17 protein-coding genes and 1 pseudogene are annotated in these 18,806 nt (G+C 65.1%); 8 read left to right on the plus strand and 10 right to left on the minus strand.

Features of this window, described 5'->3' with window-relative positions:
* Positions 1–39 precede the first annotated feature (39 nt).
* On the minus strand, positions 40–705 hold the full coding sequence (locus tag AWB66_RS16535) for a TetR/AcrR family transcriptional regulator (protein WP_407642286.1): 666 nt from the start codon (positions 703–705) through the stop codon (positions 40–42).
* 74 nt (positions 706–779) lie between these two features.
* Here AWB66_RS16535 and AWB66_RS16540 point away from each other — a divergent pair, with 74 nt between their 5' ends.
* The gene (locus AWB66_RS16540) at positions 780–2,300 is read left to right on the plus strand and encodes an MDR family MFS transporter (RefSeq protein WP_087631194.1); all 1,521 of its coding nucleotides are present in this window, start codon (positions 780–782) and stop codon (positions 2,298–2,300) included.
* 68 nt (positions 2,301–2,368) lie between these two features.
* On the plus strand, positions 2,369–2,593 hold the full coding sequence (locus AWB66_RS16545; RefSeq protein WP_087631193.1) for a hypothetical protein: 225 nt from the start codon (positions 2,369–2,371) through the stop codon (positions 2,591–2,593).
* Between the two features lie 3 nt (positions 2,594–2,596).
* On the opposite strand, the gene AWB66_RS16550 is transcribed toward AWB66_RS16545, so the two are convergent.
* The 6 genes from AWB66_RS16550 to manD all read right to left on the minus strand — a co-directional run bounded on the left by AWB66_RS16550 (position 2,597) and on the right by manD (position 8,009).
* Entirely contained in the window at positions 2,597–2,932 is a 336-nt protein-coding gene (locus AWB66_RS16550) for a helix-turn-helix domain-containing protein (protein WP_087631192.1), read from the minus strand.
* Positions 2,913–3,290: a type II toxin-antitoxin system RelE/ParE family toxin gene (locus tag AWB66_RS16555; RefSeq protein ID WP_087631191.1), complete on the minus strand. Its 378-nt coding sequence runs from the start codon at positions 3,288–3,290 to the stop codon at positions 2,913–2,915. Before AWB66_RS16555 ends, AWB66_RS16550 begins: the two co-directional genes overlap by 20 nt.
* Before the next feature lie 228 nt (positions 3,291–3,518).
* Positions 3,519–4,355, minus strand: a complete 837-nt coding sequence (locus AWB66_RS16560; protein WP_087631190.1) for a GntR family transcriptional regulator — start codon at positions 4,353–4,355, stop codon at positions 3,519–3,521.
* Positions 4,356–4,380: 25 nt separating this feature from the next.
* Complete coding sequence (locus AWB66_RS16565) at positions 4,381–5,679, minus strand: MFS transporter (protein WP_087631189.1); 1,299 nt, start codon at positions 5,677–5,679, stop codon at positions 4,381–4,383.
* Positions 5,680–5,728: 49 nt separating this feature from the next.
* The gene (locus tag AWB66_RS16570) at positions 5,729–6,766 is read right to left on the minus strand and encodes an L-idonate 5-dehydrogenase (protein WP_087631188.1); all 1,038 of its coding nucleotides are present in this window, start codon (positions 6,764–6,766) and stop codon (positions 5,729–5,731) included.
* Positions 6,767–6,800: 34 nt separating this feature from the next.
* Positions 6,801–8,009, minus strand: coding sequence for a D-mannonate dehydratase ManD (gene manD, locus AWB66_RS16575; protein ID WP_087631187.1), 1,209 nt, complete (start codon positions 8,007–8,009; stop codon positions 6,801–6,803).
* 95 nt (positions 8,010–8,104) lie between these two features.
* On the opposite strand from manD, the gene AWB66_RS16580 reads away from it, so the two are divergent.
* The 4 genes from AWB66_RS16580 (at position 8,105) to AWB66_RS16595 (ending at position 13,256) form a co-directional block, all read left to right on the plus strand.
* Positions 8,105–9,580: a mannitol dehydrogenase family protein gene (locus tag AWB66_RS16580; protein WP_087631186.1), complete on the plus strand. Its 1,476-nt coding sequence runs from the start codon at positions 8,105–8,107 to the stop codon at positions 9,578–9,580.
* A gap of 243 nt (positions 9,581–9,823) precedes the next feature.
* Positions 9,824–10,618 (plus strand): ABC transporter substrate-binding protein, encoded by a 795-nt coding sequence (locus AWB66_RS16585; RefSeq protein ID WP_087631185.1) that lies wholly within the window; start codon positions 9,824–9,826, stop codon positions 10,616–10,618.
* Between the two features lie 226 nt (positions 10,619–10,844).
* Positions 10,845–11,960: a succinylglutamate desuccinylase/aspartoacylase family protein gene (locus tag AWB66_RS16590; RefSeq protein ID WP_087631273.1), complete on the plus strand. Its 1,116-nt coding sequence runs from the start codon at positions 10,845–10,847 to the stop codon at positions 11,958–11,960.
* Positions 11,961–12,041: 81 nt separating this feature from the next.
* Positions 12,042–13,256 carry an FAD-dependent oxidoreductase gene (locus AWB66_RS16595; RefSeq protein WP_087631184.1) on the plus strand — a complete coding sequence of 405 codons (1,215 nt, stop codon included), beginning with the start codon at positions 12,042–12,044 and terminating at the stop codon, positions 13,254–13,256.
* 18 nt (positions 13,257–13,274) lie between these two features.
* Here the strand turns inward: AWB66_RS16595 and AWB66_RS16600 are convergent, their stop codons facing one another.
* Positions 13,275–13,643 carry a nuclear transport factor 2 family protein gene (locus tag AWB66_RS16600; protein ID WP_087631183.1) on the minus strand — a complete coding sequence of 123 codons (369 nt, stop codon included), beginning with the start codon at positions 13,641–13,643 and terminating at the stop codon, positions 13,275–13,277.
* A gap of 212 nt (positions 13,644–13,855) precedes the next feature.
* Between AWB66_RS16600 and AWB66_RS16605 the strand changes: the two genes are divergently transcribed.
* On the plus strand, positions 13,856–15,028 hold the full coding sequence (locus AWB66_RS16605; RefSeq protein ID WP_087631182.1) for a porin: 1,173 nt from the start codon (positions 13,856–13,858) through the stop codon (positions 15,026–15,028).
* Positions 15,029–15,090: 62 nt separating this feature from the next.
* Here AWB66_RS16605 and AWB66_RS16610 read toward each other — a convergent pair whose 3' ends face one another.
* The gene (locus tag AWB66_RS16610) at positions 15,091–15,753 is read right to left on the minus strand and encodes a MarC family protein (RefSeq protein ID WP_087631181.1); all 663 of its coding nucleotides are present in this window, start codon (positions 15,751–15,753) and stop codon (positions 15,091–15,093) included.
* Positions 15,754–15,921: 168 nt separating this feature from the next.
* Here AWB66_RS16610 and AWB66_RS16615 point away from each other — a divergent pair, with 168 nt between their 5' ends.
* Entirely contained in the window at positions 15,922–18,564 is a 2,643-nt protein-coding gene (locus AWB66_RS16615; RefSeq protein WP_087631180.1) for an excinuclease ABC subunit UvrA, read from the plus strand.
* 33 nt (positions 18,565–18,597) lie between these two features.
* Here the strand turns inward: AWB66_RS16615 and AWB66_RS34375 are convergent.
* Positions 18,598–18,806 (minus strand): annotated as a pseudogene (locus tag AWB66_RS34375) (IS4 family transposase); the annotation flags it as partial.

Genomic DNA, 18,806 nt, shown 5'->3' on the forward strand with positions numbered 1-18,806 from the left:
GCCAGTTGACGCAAAACGCGCGATCCGTCGACAAGAGCGCTACACCGGCCCGACCCCGTGCGCCAGCAGCGCGACCGCGTGCCGCGCAATCTGCTTGCTCGTCAGATGCCGTCCGCCTTCGCGCCATTTCCAGGTCGCGAGCGGAAACACCGTCAGGCCGAACAGCGACACGAACACCAGCGACGGCTCCAGTTGCGGATTCAGCTTCCCCTCCTTCTGCCATTGCTCGATGCGCGCGATCGTCGACTCTTTCTCGTCGCCGAAACGCTCGGCCATGCGCCGCCTGAGCAGCCCGCCATCGCTGATCACTTCGCGCACCCACAGCGCCGCGAACCACGGATGCTTGTCGACCGTGGCGACCAGCGCTTCAGCAAAAGCGCGCAACGCATCGGCGGGCTCGGCCTCGGGATCGGCGAATGCGCGGCCCAGTTCGGTGCGCAAGGGGATGAAACGTTCGTCGATCAGCACGTCGAGCAACTGATCGCGCGTCTTGAAGTAATAGTGAACCATCGCCGGCGTCACGCCCGCCTCGCGCGCGATCGCGCCGAGCGTCGTCTCGACAATGCCCTGTTTGGCGAACATCCCGAGCGCGAGGTCCAGCAGATGCTCGCGCGCGTCGGCGCCGTGCGCGCCGCTCGGGCGCCCGGGGCGCCGTCCGGCCTTGCGCGGCGCGGCTTTGTCAGTTTCGGTAACAACTTTTGTCATGAGATCCATTGACCGGACAGTAGACGAAGCCTAATATTAACTTCCGTGTTAATTAATTTCAATCGAGTCACTCGATGGCATCTTTGCACCAAACCGCCGCGGACGCCTCGTCCGCCGTTGCGCAACCCGCTGAACGGCCGCCGATCCGCCTGCTTTTCACGGCGCTGCTGCTCGTCATGCTGCTCGGCGCGCTTGACCAGACCATTGTCTCCACCGCCCTGCCGACGATCGTCGGCGAACTCGGCGGGCTTGAGAATTTGTCCTGGGTGGTGACGTCGTATCTGCTCACCTCGACGATCGTCGTGCCGCTTTATGGCAAGTTCGGCGACCTGTTCGGCCGCAAAGTCGTGTTGCAGGCGTCGATCCTGATCTTTCTTGCTGGCTCCATTCTGTGCGGCGTCGCGCAGGACATGACGCAGTTGATCGTGCTGCGCGCGTTGCAGGGCCTCGGCGGCGGCGGACTGATGGTCATCACGATGGCCGCCATCGCCGACGTAATCCCGCCCGCCGAACGCGGCCGCTATCAGGGCCTCTTCGGCGGCGTGTTCGGACTCGCGACCGTGGTCGGTCCGCTCGTGGGCGGCTTTCTGGTCGAACATCTGTCGTGGCGCTGGATTTTTTACATCAACGTGCCGCTCGGCGTGATCGCGCTCGTCGTGATCGGGCTCGTTTTCAAGCCGCACACGGCGCATGTCCGCCACAAGGTCGACTACATGGGCGCGGCGTTTCTCGCGTCCGCCCTCACCTGCATCATCCTGTTCACGAGCCAGGGCGGCACGCTCCTGCCGTGGAGTTCGCCGCAGTTGTGGTGCACGCTCCTGCTCGGGCTGATTTCGATTGGCGGCTTCGTCTACGAAGAACGGCTGGCCGCCGAACCGATCATGCCGCTGTCGCTTTTCACGGATCGCACTTTCGTGCTGAGCGGGCTGATCGGCTTTATCGTCGGCTTTTCGCTGTTCGGTTCGGTCACGTTCCTGCCGCTTTATCTGCAAGTGGTGAAAGGCTCGACGCCGTCGCAAGCCGGCCTGCAAGTCACGCCGATGATGGCCGGCGTGCTCTTCTCGTCGATCGTGAGCGGACGGCTGATCAGCCGCATCGGCAAATACCGCCCGTTTCCGATTGCCGGCACCGCCCTCGTCGCCTGCGCGATGCTCTTGCTCTCGACCCTGCAGATCGCGACCCCGGTGCACGTGATGTATGGCTACATGGCGCTGCTCGGACTCGGACTCGGCATGGTGATGCAGGTGCTGGTGCTTGCCGTGCAGAACGCGGTGGAATTTCGCCTGATCGGCGTGGCGACTTCCGGCGCGACGCTGTTTCGCTCGATCGGCGGTTCAGTGGGCGTTGCGGCTTTCGGCGCGATCTTCTCGAACGGACTGCGCTCGCGGCTCGAAGCAGCGATTCCGGCGGGCGTCGAGCTGCCGCGCTCGCTCGGGCCGCAAGCGATCCAGCACTTGCCCGCCGCGCTCCACGACGACTATCTGAATGCCTTCGCCGCCTCCATGCATACGGTGTATCTGGTGGCGGCGGGCGTCGTATTGATCGCGTTCGTGCTCGCGTGGTTCCTGAAGGATCAGCCGCTGCGCAAGCGTTAAGGCCAGCGCGCGATTCTCCCGCGGGCGCGCCGGTGTATGCTTGCGGTCCTGAATTCAGGAGGAAGTTCATGTGTCATGGCAAATGGCTGATCGTGCCGGCATGGTGTGCGCTGGTTTCGTTTTCGACGCTCGCGCAGGCCGAGACCTATCACTTCGCGGAAGGCGAGTCTTCGATGCCGGCCCGACATTCGACCGCTCATCCAAAGGCTCAAAGCACGCACGCCGGGAAGAAGCACACGAGCCAGCATCGCCGCGCCTCACAAGCGGACAAGGCGCTTTACGGCCATCCGTGAAGTTCAGGCCACCGCAAGCACGAGGTGTCCGGTTTCCGCGGCGGCCGGTTTGACCGATATTTCGATGTCGTAACCGAGACGCGTCAGGCAATCCATCAGCTTGCGCTCGGAGAAATTCGCGAAATCGCCGCGCAGCAGGCCCGACACCTTCGGCTGCGCGATACCCATGCGGCGCGCGGCCTGCTCCTGGGTCAGTTCGAGACGCCGGATCGCCTTGGCGATCTCGAACACGAGCCCGGACTTGATCTTGAGTTTTTCCGCGTCGGGCAAGCCGAGGTCGGCAAAGACGTTGCCCGAACCGATCTCGAATTCGACGCCTTCAATGATACGTTTTCCCACTTCTTAGCTCCTTCGCCAGAGTTTCCGCCAGTTTCAGCCGCGCATGGACGATGTCCATTTCTTCGACAGGCGTGGCCGTGCCGCATTTGCTCTTCTTCGGGAAACAATGCAGCACGAACACAGCCTCGCGGTAGCGCACGGTATAGACCGCGCGATACGTTCCGCCCGCATCGTCTTCCACCAGTTCCAGCACGCCCGCGCCGCTGAAGCCGCGCATTGTCTTCGCGGACGGGTGACGCCCGCCGCGCTGCGCGACGTCGAGCGCGTGACCGAAAAACTGCCGCACTTCCGCAGGAAGCGCGCACAGATCCTTTTTGCTGCTGCCGACCCAGATGAGCGGCCTTTCATCCGACTGCATGTATTTATACTCGAACTGGTATGTGAATGCAAGTCGCTTTTTTTGCGACTCCCGAACGCGCCACGAAAAACATCAGGAATGCCAAGTCATGGCGCCGAATCGAGCATCGCGCGTCGGCAGGAATGGAACAATTCGGCCGAATGGCCTACGCAAAACAAAACGCCTTGCGGCGCAAGCCGCAAGGCGTCGAGACAAGGCGTCGAGGCAAGGCTTAATGAGGATGAGCGCTCAGGTGGCGAGCGGCACGCGTTCGGGTTCGTCGGCTTCGAACCAGTCGGGATTGCGTTCTGCGATCGGGTGCAGGGAGATCAAAATCTCGCGCAAATGCGCGCGCATCGCTTCTTCGGCGAGCGACGGATCGTGCGCCTTCAGTGCGCTGACGATCCGCGCATGCTGCCGGATCAACAGGTCGAGCGGCGACACGTCGGGAAGGCTCAGATAACGCACGCGATCCATCTGTGCCTTGATGTCCTGAATCGTGTTCCACGCCGCCACGCAATCAATCGACTGCGCGATCAGGAAGTGAAACTGCTCGTCGAGCGCGAGGAACGCGGCGGTATCGTTTTCCTTCGCCGCCGCCTTTTGCTCACGCAGGTTGGCGGCGAGTTCGTCGAGCTGCGCCTCGGTGATCGCGACCGCGGCCTTGCGTGCCACCGCCGTCTCGATCGCCTCGCGGATGAAGCGCCCTTCCCGCACCTGACGCGGCGAAATCTTCTTGACGAACGTGCCGCGCTGCGGCAGCACCTGCAGCACGCCTACCTCGACGAGCTTGATGAACGCCTCGCGCACCGGCTGCCGCGAGACGTTGAACATCTCCGACACTTCCTTCTCCGAGAGCGGCGTGCCCGGCGCCATCTCGCCCGCGAAAATCGCCTGGCGCAGCGCGCGGAAAATCTGCTTGCCGATGGGTTCGTGCGAATCGAACGACACCTTCTCCGTGAGATCGGGAAGCGGCGTCTTCGGTTGCGTCGCGAGTGTGCGGCGCGCGCGTCCGCGTTTTGTCGAGGCAACAGTGTCGGGCGGGTCCACACTGTCGAGTGAAACCGCTGGGGAAACGCTTGTCATGTGCAGTCTTTCAGAACGCGGTCTATCACGATACTATCACGCGTCCCGCCGCCGTTTTCAGCGTGCGCGGCTCGCGAATGAACACCAGCGCACACAACGCGCCCAGCACCGCGATCGCTCCCGCCAGCACGAACGCGCTGCCGTAGTGACCGTTCGTCGCCTGCACGATGAAGCCGGTCACCGCCGGTCCGATGATGCCCGCGAGGTTGGCAAGCAAGTGCACGAAGCCGCCCACGCCGCCGACGTTCTCGCGCCGCACCGTGTCCTGGATAACGGCCCAGTAGACCGAGCCCGTCACATACAGGAAGAAGATCGACACCGACATCAACGCGACCGCGCCCTGCATGCTCGCGACGCGTCCCGCGAAGCCGACGCACACCGCCGCCGCGCCGAGACACACGGAAAGCACGATGCGTCGCGAGAGCAGCGGCTTGCCGGTGAGACGCAGGATGAAATCGGTGATGAAACCGCCCGCCGCCAGCCCAATGCTGCCGAGCACCCACGGAATGACCGTCGCGATGCTCATGTCGCGCAACGACATGTGGTGCGCCTCGGTCAGATAGGTCGGGAACCACGAGAGGAAGAAGAACAGCACGTAGTTGTACGCGAAGAACGCGAACGCCGTGGCGAGGATGATCGGCTGCTTCAGGTAGAAGCCCAGACCCGTCTTCTGACCCGCGGGCGCCTGTTCCATCGACGAAGCCTGCTGCTGCCCTGCGACGATCAGATCGAGTTCCGCGGCCTTCACGCGCTTGTTCTGCTGCGGGTGTTCGGTGGTCGTGAGCGACCACAGCACGAGCCACGCGAACCCGAACAGCATGATCACGACGAACGCCCAGCGCCAGCCGAACTGGATCGCCATATAGCCGACGACCGGCCCCGCGAGCGCCCCGCCGAGCGGCGTGCCCGAACTGATGACGCCGATCGCGCTCGCCACTTCGCGGCGCGGGAACCAGTTGTTCACCATCTTGCTGTTCGACGAGCTGAACGGGCCTTCACCCATGCCGAACAGCACGCGCAGCACGATCAGCGAGACGAGTCCGCCCGCGAGCGCGGTCGCGCCGCAGAAGATTGACCAGATGCCCATCGCGCCGCCGAACACTTTCTTCGCGCCGTACTTGTCCGAGGCCACGCCGCCGATGAAGTTGAACAGCGCATAGCCGACGAAAAAGCTGCTGAACACGATGCCCATCTGCGCATGCGAAAAGTTCAGGTCCTTCTGGATGAGCGGCGCGGCAATCGAAAGCGCGGCGCGATCGAGGTAATTGATGATGCCCGCCAAAAACAGCAGGCCGACGACGAACCATCGCTGGCTCTTGATCATGGTGAGTCTCCTGTTGCGCCGCTTCTTTCCGGGCGGTTGGTGCGAGAGGTTAGTCGAAATGCAGGTGGACTTTCATCGACTGGCTGCGGTCTTGCGCGACTTCGAACGCGCGATTCGCTTCTTCGAGCGGAAACGCGTGCGTCATGAGCGGACGCAAGTCGATCTTGTGCGCGCCGAGTTCGTCGGCGGCGACGGCGTATTCGTCAGTGAAACGGAACGAGCCGCGATAGCACAACTCCTTCGACATCACGAGATTCGCCGCCACCGGCGACTGCCCCGCCGGCAGGTTGCCGACCTGGATCACCGTGCCGCCGGCGCGGGCGGCGCGCAATGCAGTGTCGAGGCCGGCGGTGCTGCCCGACGCTTCGAGCACGATATCGAACGTCCCGCGCTGCTGCGCCCACTGGTCGATGCGCGCCTGATCGTTGGCGAGTACGGTTTCGTCGGCGCCGAGCGTCGTCGCCATCTGGAGCGCCTTTTCCGCGAGATCGAGCGCGACGATGCGATGCGCGCCCGCCCGCTTCGCGACGGCCAGCAAAATGCAGCCGATCGGTCCGCAACCGACCAGCAGCACCTTCGCGCCGACGAGCGTGCCGGCCTGCCGCAGCGCGTGCAAGGCGACGGCGAGCGGCTCGGCCATCGATGCCTGCGCGAAGTCGAGGCCCTCCGGCACCGGCACGCACTGATGCGCGCTCACGGCGATGTACTGTCGGAACATGCCCTGCATGTGCGGAAACGTCGATGCGCTGCCCATGAAGCGCATGTTCAGGCAATGGTTCGGCATGCCTTTGACGCAATATCGGCACACGCCGCAGTTGAGTCCCGGATTCACCGCGACGCGCTGGCCGACGGCAAGACCGCTCACGCCCTCGCCGAGCGCGGCGACTTCGCCCGCGACTTCATGGCCGAGCACGAACGGCTCGCGCACGGCGAAGTCGCCGCTCTTGCCCTTGAAGTAATAGGAGAGATCCGACCCGCAGATGCCGCCCGCGCGCACGCGGATCTGCACTTGTCCCGGCTGCGGCTGGGGCGCGTCGAGTTCGTCGATGAGAAGTTTTTTCGGTTCGTGAAGAACGGCTGCAAACATCTTGATGCTCCTTATATGCTTGACGTGCGAGTGCTTACCAGTTCCACAGCGTGCCGTCTTCCAGCCGCGCGACCGGCAGATACGCCGGGTCGTACGGATAGCGCGCGGCCGCTTCCTCGTCGATATCGACGCCATGGCCCGGCGCCTCGCCCGGATGCATCATGCCGCGATCGAAAGTCCACGCATGCGGGAAGACGTCGAGCGCTTCCTTCGGAAAGCCCATGTATTCCTGCACGCCGAAATTCGGCACCCACAGGTCGAAGTGCAGCGCCGCGCCCATGCAGACCGGCGAGAGATCCGACGGCCCGTGGCACCCCGTTCGCACTTGATAGAGCGAAGCGAAATCGGCGATGCGCTTCAGATGCGTGATGCCGCCCGCATGCGTGAGCGTCGCGCGGATGTAGTCGATCAACTGTTCTTCGATCAACTGCTTGCAGTCCCAGATGCTGTTGAACACTTCGCCGACCGCGATCGGCGTGACCGTATGCTCGCGGATCAGCCGGAAGCCCGCCTGATTCTCGGCGGGCGTCGGGTCTTCCATCCAGAAGAGGCGATACGGCTCGACCGATTTGCCGAGCCGCGCCGCTTCGATCGGCGTCAGGCGGTGATGTACGTCATGCAGCAGATGCGAATCGAAACCGAACTTGTCGCGCACGGCTTCGAAGAGTTTCGGCACGAAGTCGAGATACTTTTCCGACGACCAGCTCTGCTCTTCCACCGCGCCTTTCGTCGCGGGCTCGTACATGCCGCTGCCTTTCGACACGCCATACACCGAGCGCATCTCCGGCACGCCGCACTGGATGCGGATCGCCTTGTAGCCTTGTTCGAGGTGCTCTTCATAGCGGTCGAGCGCTTCGGGGATGTCGCGGCCCGTCGCGTGGCCGTAGACCATCACGCCTTCGCGCGACGCGCCGCCAAGCAGCCGGTACAGCGGCAGATTCGCCACCTTGCCGAGAATGTCCCAGAGCGCCATGTCGACGGCGGCGATGGCGCTCATCGTCACCGGGCCGCGACGCCAGTACGCGCCCTTGTAAAGAAACTGCCAGATGTCCTCGATGCGTCCCGGATCGCGCCCGATCAAGAGCGGACACACGTGATCCTTCAGGTACGAAGCGACCGCGAGTTCGCGACCATTGAGCGTGGCGTCGCCGATGCCGTAGACGCCCTCGTCCGTGACCACTTTCAGCGTGACGAAGTTGCGCCCCGGACAGGTGACGATCACATCGGCGCGGACGATTTTCATGGGGATTTCCTTGAGTGGCAGTCGTTGGAACCGATGCTACCATACAAGTATATTCAATCGTCAACTGCGGGTATTCCCGCCCTTCGAGTTCGAAAATGACCGAAAAATCAAGGCTTTGCCGCGCCGCGCTTGCTTCATTGAAACCGCACACGCTTTCGCCGGAATGGCGCGAACCGCGGATCGGCATCGTGCATCTGGGGATCGGGAATTTTCATCGCGCGCACGAAGCCGTCTATACGGAAGAGGCAATGCTCGCGGCGGGCGGCGAGTGGGGAATCTGCGGCGTGACGCTGCAAGGCGACGTCGCCAAACGCGACGCACTCATGGCGCAGGATGGCTTGTACAGCGTGGTCGAACGCGGGCCGGACGGCGTGCGCGTCACCGTGATTCGCGCGCTGAAGGAAGTGCTCGCAATGCCGCACGACCGCGCACGCCTCTTCGCGCTGCTCGCCGACGAAAACGTGCGGATCGTCTCGCTGACGGTCACCGAGAAAGGCTACTGCCGCGATACGACGACCGGCGACGTGGACCTTCGGCACGAAGGCATCACGCGGGATCTGGCGAATCCGGATGCACCCTCGACCGTGCCCGGCATCCTCGCCGCCGCGTTCCGGCAAAGACGCGACGCTGGCACGCCGCCCTTCACCGTGCTGTCCTGCGACAACCTCTCGCACAACGGCGCGGCTTTGAAGCAGGCAGTCGTATCTTTTGCACGAGCCCGCGACGCCGCGCTCGCCGACTGGATCGAGTCTCACGTCGCGTTTCCCTCGACGATGGTCGATCGCATCGTGCCCTCGACCACCGATGCCGACCGCGAAGCCGCGTCGCATGCGTTGAAGGTCGAAGACGCCGCGCCGGTCCCGTGCGAGCCGTTTCGCCAGTGGGTGATCGGAGACCGCTTTCCGGCCGGCCGCCCCGCGTGGGAGACGGCCGGCGCGCAACTCGTCGACGACGTGATGCCGTTCGAGATCGCCAAGCTGCGCATGCTCAACGGCACGCATTCGACGCTCGCCTATCTGTCGATGCTCGCGGGCTTCGTCACTATCGACGAAGCGATCGCGCATGCGCCGCTGAAGAAGCTGATCCACGCGATGATGACGCAGGAAATCGCGCCGACGCTCGACGTGCCGCCTTCCTTCGATGTGCTCGCATACCGCGACGCGCTGCTCGCGCGCTACGCGAACGCGGCGCTCAAACACCGCACGGCGCAGATCGCGATGGACGGCAGTCAGAAGATCCCGCCGCGTCTGCTCGCGACGATCGAAGCGCGCCTGAACGCGGGTCGGTCGATCGAACGCCTCGCGCTCGCGGTCGCCGCGTGGCTCGTGTTCCTGCGCGGCTGCGCCGACGACGGCACACGCTACGAAATCAGCGATCCGATGGCCGCGCGGCTGACGGCAAGCATCGCCGACGAGCCGGCGCAACTCGTCGAAGCGATGCTCGCGATCAATGAAGTCTTCCCGCCCGGGCTCGCCCGCCGCGACGACTTCCGGCGTCCGCTTCAGGCTGCCGTCGTCCGCTTGCAAGACGGCGCGCGCGCGGCCATCGAACATTACGCCGCGCTTGCATGAAGGGCCGCGCGCGGCGCAACCGGGTGTCAAAACGCCACATCCTGCGTGCGCCGCGCGAGGATTGCCTCTAAAGCTGCGCCATCGGGGCTTTCACTAACTCCGCAACTATTTTGGGATGTTAATCTGCTGCGGATTCTGACAGGACACGATCCTCGGAATAGCAACCGTGCGGCGCAACTCGCGCCGCCGACCCGGAAACGAGACCTGCCGGGATGTAAAGACCACCCTCTGGAGTTTAAAACAGTGAAAAAACTGCTTGCCGCCCTGTCGATGTCCCTTATCGCAGTCACGTCGCTCACCGCCGTCACCGCCGCACAAGCCAAGGATTATTCGACGATCCGCTTCGGCGTCGACGCAAGTTATCCCCCGTTCGAATCGAAGGGTCCGGACGGCAAGCTGGTTGGCTTCGACATCGATCTCGGCAACGAAATCTGCGCCCGCCTGAAGGCGAAGTGCGTGTGGGTCGAGAACGACTTCGACGGCATGATCCCGGCCCTGAAGGCGAAGAAGTTCGACGGCGTGCTCTCGTCGATGTCGATGACGCCGCAACGCGCCGAACAAGTCGCGTTCTCGAGCAAGCTCTTCAACACGCCGACGCGCCTCGTCGCGAAGAAGGGCAGCAACATCAAGCCGACGGCTGAAAGCCTCGCCGGCAAGACGGTCGGCGTCGAACAGGGCACGATCCAGGAAACCTACGCGAAGACCTACTGGGCCTCGAAAGGCGTGACGGTCACGCCGTACCAGAACCAGGACCAGGTCTACGCCGACCTGATCGCGGGCCGTCTCGACGCCGCGCTGCAAGACGCGGTGCAGGCTGAAATCGGCTTCCTGAAGACGCCGCGCGGCGCGGGCTTCGACTTCGCAGGCTCGAACATCGACGATCCGAAGACGCTCGGCAACGGCGCCGGCATCGGTCTGCGCAAGGAAGACACCGACCTGAAGAAGAGCATCGACAAGGCGATCGCCGACATCATCAAGGACGGCACGTACAAGAAGCTCGAAAAGAAATACTTCGACTTCGACGTCTACGGCGGCTAAAGCCGACGCCGCCCAACGCGGCTGACGCTTCACGGCAACGGGCTCCGCGCTTGGCGCGGAGCCCGTTTTGCTTGGGGCGCGGCGCCTTTCGGGCTTGTCCGCGGCCTTTTTTCAGCTAAGATCGAACGTCGGAAGCGCGTGGCCGGCCCGAGACACCGGCGCAATCGCCCTCCGCACCTTGCAACCATCCAGAGCGCGACCGTGCGTGCGTCGCGCGCAGAAGACCATGCAGACCAGAACCCATCAGCTGATTTCGCCGACGCTCGGCACCGCCCGCTCGATCACGAGCTTCCATTACGGTCCCGGCGACGGCCAGAAAATCTACATCCAGTCGTCGCTGCACGCGGACGAGCTGCCCGGCATGCTCGTCGCTTGGCGGCTGCGCCGGCAACTTGCCGAATTCGAAGCCGCGGGCAAGCTGCGCGGCGAAGTGGTCATCGTGCCGGTGCCGAACCCGATCGGCCTGAACCAGTTGCTGCACGGCCAGCTGCTCGGCCGCTTCGAGGCGAACAGCGGCCACAACTTCAACCGCAATTTCCACGATCTCGCCGCGCTCGTCGCGCCGCGCATCGAAGCGCGCCTCACCGCCGACATCGACGCCAACAAGGGGGCCGTGCGCGCCGCGATGCGCGAGGCGCTCGACGAGCAGACGCCCGCTACCGAACTCGAATCGCTGCGCCTTGCGCTGCAAAAACTCTCGTTCGACGCCGACGTGGTGCTCGACCTGCATTGCGACCTCGACGCCGCCTTGCATCTCTACACGAATCCGGACATCTGGGAAGAAGTCGAGCCGCTCGCGCGCCATCTCGATTCGAAGGCGCAACTGCTCGCGCTGAATTCGGTCGGCAATCCGTTCGACGAGATTCACAGCTTCTGCTGGTCCGACCTGCGCACGCGCTTCGGCGAGCGTTTTCCGATCCCGAACGGCGGCATCTCGGTCACGGTCGAATTGCGCAGCCAGCACGACGTTTCCTACGACTTCGCCAACGCCGACGCTCAAGGCATCGTCAATTACCTGATTCATCGCGGGGTGATCGACGCGCCCGCCGCGCCCATGCCGCCGCTCGCCTTCCCGGCGACGCCGCTCGCGGGCGCCGAGCCGATCGTGGCTCCCGTGTCGGGCGTGCTCGTGTTCCGCGCGAAGGTCGGCGCGTTCATCGAAGCGGGCGAAGCGATCGCGGATGTCGTCGATCCGCTCACCGATACCGTCACCACGCTCAATTGCACGACCTCCGGCGTGATGTACGCGCGGCACATCACGCGCTTTGCGACCGCCGGGCTCGAAGTCGCGCGCATCGCCGGCGCGAAGGCATTCCGCACGGGCTCGCTGCTGTCGGCCTGAGCGCACGCTTCCCGGTAATTGCATAGCGAAGACGCCCCGGCATAGCATGGCGCGAGCCATGTCTGCCGAAGGAGCGTCCGATTGACACCGTCCGACTATGACGTCGCCATTGTCGGTGGCGGACTGGCCGGAGCGACGCTCGCGCGTTCGCTCGCCGGCAGCGGCATGCGCACGCTCGTCGTCGAGCGCGCGCATGCGTTCAAGGATCGCGTGCGCGGCGAAGGTCTCCTGCCGTGGGGACGCGTCGAGGCGGCGAAGCTCGGCATCGAGCCGCTTCTGAACCGCGCCGGCGCGATCGACGTGCGTTACTGGAAGCGCTATCTGGGCGGCGCGCCGCGCGATTGCCGCGATCTCGTCGCGACGACGCCCGGCCGCCACGGCTGCCTCGACTTCTATCATCCCGACATGCAGCGCACGCTGCTCGACGCCGCCGAGTCGGCGGGCGCGCACGTGCGGCGCGGCGTGGAAGTCACGGCGGTCGAGCCGGGCACGCCGCCTTTCATCCGGATTCACACGGCTCACGGCGATGAACGCGTGAAGGCGCGGCTGGTCGTCGGCGCCGATGGACGAAGCTCGAAAGTGCGCAGCGCGGCCGGCTTCACGGTGCGCCGCGACGAACACGCGCTGATGATCGCGGGCGTGCTGCACGAAGGCGTGCAGGTGCCGGGCGACACCGTGCACTACGTGCAAAAGCCTTCCGCAGCGCGCGCGGCGCTCGTCTTTCCGCTCGGTCAGGGGCGCTTTCGGTCGTACTTCGTCTATTCATCGGCGAATGCACCGCGCACGATGAGCGGCAATGGTCATGCCGGCGACTTCGTGACGTCGTGCATCGAAACGGGCGCGCCGCCCGAGTGGTTCGAGGAAGCCGAAGCCATCGGACCGCTCGCGGCGTATCCGGGCGCGGACACGTGGGTCGACCATCCGTATCGCGAAGGCGTCGTGCTGATCGGCGATGCCGCCGCGGCCAGCAATCCCGCGTGGGGCTGCGGCCTCGCGCTCACGCTGCGCGACGCGCGCGTGCTGCGCGACCGCCTTCTGCCATCCGGCGACTGGGATGCCGCCGCGCACGCCTACGCGACCGAGCACGACGCGTACTACGGCGCGCTGCATCGCCTGCACGGCTGGCTCACGCTTCTGATGTACGAGACCGGCCCGGCCGCCGATGCACGCCGCGCTCGCGCGTTTGTGCGGCTCGCCGCCGATCCGTCGCGGGCGGTCGATCTGCAGGGCCTCGGTCCGGAATCGCCGAGCGACGAGGCCGCGCGCCGGCGCTTTTTCGGCGAAGACGCGGATTAAACGCGATCGACGCGCCGCTCAGAACGGCACGAGGCCGCACTGCGCCGCCACGACGCGCCATGCGCCTCCCGTCTCGCACCACGTGCGCGTATAACGCAGGCTGCCGGCGAACGGCGCGCCGCCGAACGATCCGCGCAACGCCACGCGCGTGACCGTCACCGCGCATTTTTCGTAGACGCGGACCGTCTGCTCTTCCACGTCCAGTTGCTCGATGCGCTGAAGCCCATAGCGATGGCCGTTCAGGTCGTCGGCCTTGGTCCACACCTTGCCCGTTGCATCGACGAAGCTCAGGTCGTCGGCGAGCAGCGCGTCGAGCGCGTCGGCGTCGGAGGACAACATCGCCTGCTGCAGGCGGCCTTCCAGTTCGCGGATTCCGTTCTCGTCCATCTCCGTGCTTCTCCTTGCATGAAGTCGAGTCGCGAGCATAACCCGAAGCCCGCTGTTGCATCCGCGAGACACGCGGACGCGTCGAACGCGTTGTCACATTGCTTTCTTGAGCGTCCGTTAAATTCCGCCCGTCGCCGCCACGGGCCGAAGAGCCCGGCGCGGCGCCGACGACATCAACCACATCGCGAACCATCCCTCACCGGAGAAAGTTTTTGAACAAGAATTTGCTGGCGACCTCCGCGCTCGCCTCTTTCGCCGCTTTTGCATCGACCGCGCACGCGCAAAGCAGCGTGACGCTGTACGGCATCATCGACGCGGGTATCAGCTACGTGAACAACAGCGCGACGCGCACCGGCAGCGACCACCTCTTCAAGTACGACGACGGCGTCGCGCAAGGCAGCCGCTGGGGCCTGCGCGGCACGGAAGACCTGGGCGGCGGCCTGAAGGCGATCTTCGTTTTGGAGAACGGCTTCAATAGCGGCAACGGCACGCTCGGCCAGGGCGGCGCGCTGTTCGGACGCCAGGCTTACGTCGGTCTCGCGAAGAACGACGCCGGCTCGCTCACGTTCGGCCGTCAGTATTCGTTCTCGACCGACTATCTCGGCTCGAACTACTCGATCGGCGGCCAGACCGTCGCGGGCAACTACGCGTACCACATCAACGACGTCGACCAGCTGACGTCGAGCCGCATCAACAACGCGGTGAAGTTCAGCAGCGCGAGCTTCTACGGCCTGACGTTCGGCGGCATGTACGGCTTCTCGAACCAGGCGGGCGCGTTCGCCGGCTCGCCGACCACGACGGCCGGCGGCGTCACGACGCAAGGTTCGTCGCGTGCCTACAGCTTCGGCCTGAACTACAAGCTCGGCAGCTTCGGCATCGGCGCGGCCTATACCGACATCCGTTTCCCCGGCGCGTCCACGCCGGCGTTCAGCACGGCGATGGCGAACGTCGCGACGGGCGGCAACAAGGACCTGCGCACGTTCGGCATCGGCGCGAACTATGCGTTCGGCGGCGCGACGGTGTTCGGCCTCTGGACCAACACGCGTTTCGAATCGACCACGGGCGCGACGTCCAAGCTCAACGCGTATGAAGCGGGCGGCAAGTACGCGTTCACGCCGGCCATCACGGGCGGTCTGGGCTACACCTACATGAAGCTGACGGACGCGGCAGACGGCAAGTGGCAGCAAGTCGATGCAAGCGTCGATTACGCGCTCAGCAAGCGCACCGATGTCTATCTGCTCGGCATCTACCAGCATGCGTCGGGTTCGAACAATGGCGTCGACGTCCAGGCGCAGATCGGTTCGAGCACGAGCTACTTCGGCACGTCGGGCACCGGCTCGAACAACCAGGTCGCCGTGCGGATCGGCATGCGCCACAAGTTCTAAGGCGCGCGCTACAGCCTCCGAAGCGGGCCGCACGATGTCGTGCGGCCCGTTTTTTTGGAGCGCTAATGCAGCTTCGCAAGCGGGATCAGGAATTCGGAGATGCCGGTCAGCATGATCTGCACGCCGACGCACAAGAGCAGGAACGACGAAATCCGCATCGCCACCTTCGTGCCGTCGATGCCGAGATAGCGCGCGAACCGCGCCGAGTGGCTGAGCGTCATATAGACCGCGAGCGCGATCAGCGCCGAGATCGCGATCGACGCCACCGCCGACACCAGAAACTCCGAGAGCTTATGCGTCCGGTTCGCGTTGAGCGCGATGGCGGTCGCGATGGAGCCCGGCCCGGTGGTGAGCGGAATGGTCAGCGGAAAGAATGCTTTCGACATCGCGTTGTCGGCGTCGACGTTGCGCGCCGTCGCCTCCTTGGTGCGCACGTCGGGCGCGTTGAGCATCTGCCAGCCGCTCACCGCGACCGCGAGCCCGCCGCCGATGCGCAGCGCCTCCATCGAAATGCCGAACAAATGCAGGATCGGCGTGCCGAGGAAGAACGCGACCAGCAGCACGCACGCCGAATTGATCGCGACTTTCTTCGCGAGCGCGTCGCGCTCGTCGCCCGCGAGCCCTTCCGTGCGGTCGAGAAACACGAACGCGACCCCGAGCGGGTTGATGATGCTGATCAATCCGGTGAAGCCGAACAGGATGTCCGAGATCAGGCTGCCTAACATGAAGCTCCTCGCTCTATGCCGGTGCGACGGTGCGTCCCATCAATACACCATCGGCGGCGGTTTGGGCACGCGCCATGCATGCGTGGAGGAATCATAGGGGCTTCCCGTCAATATCCGCAAACGACCCGGCGTCGGGTTCGGGTGCGGGACTTGCTGGCGTCGCAATGCATGAACACCCTTCCCGTCGATAAAACCGCGCCCACCCTGCGCGGCTTCGTGCGCGTGCGAGGCGCGCGCGAACACAATCTCAAGAACGTCGATGTCGATATTCCGCGCGACGCGCTGGTCGTATTCACCGGCGTGTCCGGCTCCGGCAAGTCGTCGCTCGCGTTCGGCACGCTCTATGCCGAGGCGCAGCGGCGCTATTTCGAGTCGGTCGCGCCTTATGCGCGGCGGCTGATCGAACAGGTCGGCGTGCCCGAAGTCGATGCGATCGAAGGGTTGCCGCCCGCCGTCGCGCTTCAGCAGCAACGCGGCACGCCGAGCACGCGCTCGTCGGTCGGCAGCGTGACGACGCTTTCGAGCCTCGTGCGCATGCTTTACTCGCGCACCGGCCACTATCCGCCGAAGCAGCCGATGCTCTACGCCGAGGACTTCTCGCCGAACACGATTCAGGGCGCGTGCCCGACGTGCCACGGCCTCGGGCGCATCTACGAGGTCACCGAAAAATCAATGGTGCCCGACGATTCGCTGACGATCCGCGAGCGCGCGATCGCCGCGTGGCCGCCCGCGTGGCACGGCCAGAATCTGCGCGACATCCTGGTGACGCTCGGCTACGACGTCGATACGCCGTGGCGCGATCTGCCGAAGAAGGATCGCGAGTGGATTCTCTTCACCGACGAAACGCCGACGGTTCCCGTCTACGCCGGGCTCACGCCCGAGGAAACGCGCGCGGCGCTTAAGCGCAAGCTGGAGCCGAGCTATCAGGGCACGTTCACCGGCGCGCGCCGCTACGTGCTGCACACGTTCGCGAACACGCAAAGCGCGCTGATGAAAAAGCGCGTGTCGCAATACATGGTCGGCAGCGCCTGCCCGACGTGCGACGGCAAGCGCCTGAAGCGCGAGGCGTTGTCGGTGACGTTCGCGGGACTCGACATCGCCGAGTTCTCGCAAATGCCGCTCGCGCGCGTCGCCGATTTGCTCGCGCCGATCGCGCGCGGCGAGGTGCCCGCGCACGCCGTCGCGATCGACGACGCCATTCTCAGCCGCCGCGCGATGCGCGCGGCGACCGAGCGGCGCGTCGCGGCGGGCGGCTCGGCGCACAAGGCCTCGCCCGACGTGCGGCGCACGCCGAACATGTCCGACGAGAAGCGCGTCGCGGCGCAGCGCATCGCGGAAGAACTGCTCGAACGCCTCACGACGCTCACCGATCTCGGCCTCGGCTACCTCGCGCTCGATCGCGCGACGCCGACGCTCTCGTCGGGCGAACTGCAACGCCTGCGGCTCGCAACGCAACTGTCGTCGCAACTGTTCGGCGTTGTGTACGTGCTCGACGAACCCTCCGCCGGCCTCCATCCCGCCGACGGCGAAGCGCTGTTCGCGGCATTGGAACGCCTGAAGGCGGCGGGCAATTCGCTTTTCGTCGTCGAGCACGATCTCGGCATGATGCGGCGCGCCGACTGGCTAGTCGATGTCGGGCCGGCGGCGGGCGAGCACGGCGGACACGTCGTATATAGCGGACCGCCGCCGGGGCTCGCGAAGGTGGAGGCGTCCGAGACGCGCAAGCATCTCTTCGCCACGCACGCGAGCGCGACGCATGAGCCGCGCGCGCCTTCGGGCTGGCTGCGGCTTTCGAAGATCACGCGCAACAACCTGCGCGAACTCGACGCCGCGTTTCCGCTCGGCTGCTTCACGACCGTGACGGGCGTCTCCGGTTCGGGCAAGTCGAGCCTCGTGAGCCAGGCGCTGCCGGAACTCGTCGCGAGCCATCTCGGACGCGCCATCGCGACGGACCCCGACGACGAACTCGACCCGCTCCTCGCCGCGCCCACGCAGGCGACTGGCGGCGACATCGTCGAGGGCATGGCGTCGATACGGCGGCTCGTGCGGGTCGACCAGAAGCCGATCGGCCGCACGCCGCGCTCGAATCTCGCCACTTACACCGGCCTCTTCGACCATGTGCGCAAACTCTTCGCCGCCACGCCCGCCGCGCGCAAGCGCCACTACGACGCAGGCCGCTTCTCGTTCAACGTCGCGAAGGGGCGCTGCCCGACCTGCGAGGGCGAGGGCTTCGTGAGCGTCGAACTGCTGTTCCTGCCGATGGTGTATGCGCCCTGCTCCACTTGCCACGGCACGCGCTACAACGCAGAGACGCTCGCCATCGAATGGGGCGGCAGGAATATCGCGCAAGTGCTCGGGATGACCGTCGATACCGCCTGCGAATTCTTCGCCAGCGAGCCGCAGGTCATGCGCGCGCTGAACGTGTTGCGGGACATCGGGCTCGGTTATCTGCGGCTCGGCCAGCCCGCGACCGAACTCTCCGGCGGCGAGGCGCAGCGCATCAAGCTCGCCAGCGAATTGCAACGCGCGCAACGCGGCGATTCGCTCTATATCCTCGACGAGCCGACCACCGGCCTGCATCCCGCCGACGTCGACCGGCTGATGACACAACTGCAAGGACTTGTCGACGCGGGCAACACGGTGATCGTGGTGGAGCACGACATGCGCGTCGCGGCGAACAGCGACTGGGTGATCGACATCGGCCCCGGCGCCGGCGACGAAGGCGGCACGATGGTGGCCTGCGGCACCCCGCGCGAAGTCGCGAAAGCCGCGGCCGGTCACACGGCGAAGTACCTGAAAGCGCGTCTGTAAACGCAAAAACAGCGGCCAAAGCCGTAATGCCGTTCAGTTAAGGTCTCGTTTGAGGACACGAACGGTATAACGAAACGGTCGCGAGTTGACGGCTCGAGCGCAACTGCGGCCGGGCCGTTTCTCATTGAGGAGCTGCTTGAGCCGCTCGCGCAAGCGGATGAGCAACGCAGGCAGTTTGCCGTACGAGCGCGTCACCGCTGCCCATGTCAGTTCGTACTGAATGGTATGGAACGCGCGGATGA

The organism is Caballeronia telluris (assembly GCF_001544495.1).
GTDB lineage: Bacteria > Pseudomonadota > Gammaproteobacteria > Burkholderiales > Burkholderiaceae > Caballeronia > Caballeronia telluris.

Coding starts and splice junctions, on each gene's coding strand:
- AWB66_RS16580 (WP_087631186.1), top strand. CDS start 8,105: ATGACCGAAAAATCAAGGCTTTGCCGCGCCGCGCTTGCTTCATTGAAA.
- AWB66_RS16545 (WP_087631193.1), top strand. CDS start 2,369: ATGTGTCATGGCAAATGGCTGATCGTGCCGGCATGGTGTGCGCTGGTT.
- AWB66_RS16570 (WP_087631188.1), bottom strand. CDS start 6,766: ATGTTTGCAGCCGTTCTTCACGAACCGAAAAAACTTCTCATCGACGAA.
- AWB66_RS16535 (WP_407642286.1), bottom strand. CDS start 705: ATGACAAAAGTTGTTACCGAAACTGACAAAGCCGCGCCGCGCAAGGCC.
- AWB66_RS16610 (WP_087631181.1), bottom strand. CDS start 15,753: ATGTTAGGCAGCCTGATCTCGGACATCCTGTTCGGCTTCACCGGATTG.
- AWB66_RS16560 (WP_087631190.1), bottom strand. CDS start 4,355: ATGACAAGCGTTTCCCCAGCGGTTTCACTCGACAGTGTGGACCCGCCC.
- AWB66_RS16555 (WP_087631191.1), bottom strand. CDS start 3,290: ATGCAGTCGGATGAAAGGCCGCTCATCTGGGTCGGCAGCAGCAAAAAG.
- AWB66_RS16540 (WP_087631194.1), top strand. CDS start 780: ATGGCATCTTTGCACCAAACCGCCGCGGACGCCTCGTCCGCCGTTGCG.
- AWB66_RS16600 (WP_087631183.1), bottom strand. CDS start 13,643: ATGGACGAGAACGGAATCCGCGAACTGGAAGGCCGCCTGCAGCAGGCG.
- AWB66_RS16615 (WP_087631180.1), top strand. CDS start 15,922: ATGAACACCCTTCCCGTCGATAAAACCGCGCCCACCCTGCGCGGCTTC.
- AWB66_RS16565 (WP_087631189.1), bottom strand. CDS start 5,679: ATGATCAAGAGCCAGCGATGGTTCGTCGTCGGCCTGCTGTTTTTGGCG.
- manD (WP_087631187.1), bottom strand. CDS start 8,009: ATGAAAATCGTCCGCGCCGATGTGATCGTCACCTGTCCGGGGCGCAAC.
- AWB66_RS16590 (WP_087631273.1), top strand. CDS start 10,845: ATGCAGACCAGAACCCATCAGCTGATTTCGCCGACGCTCGGCACCGCC.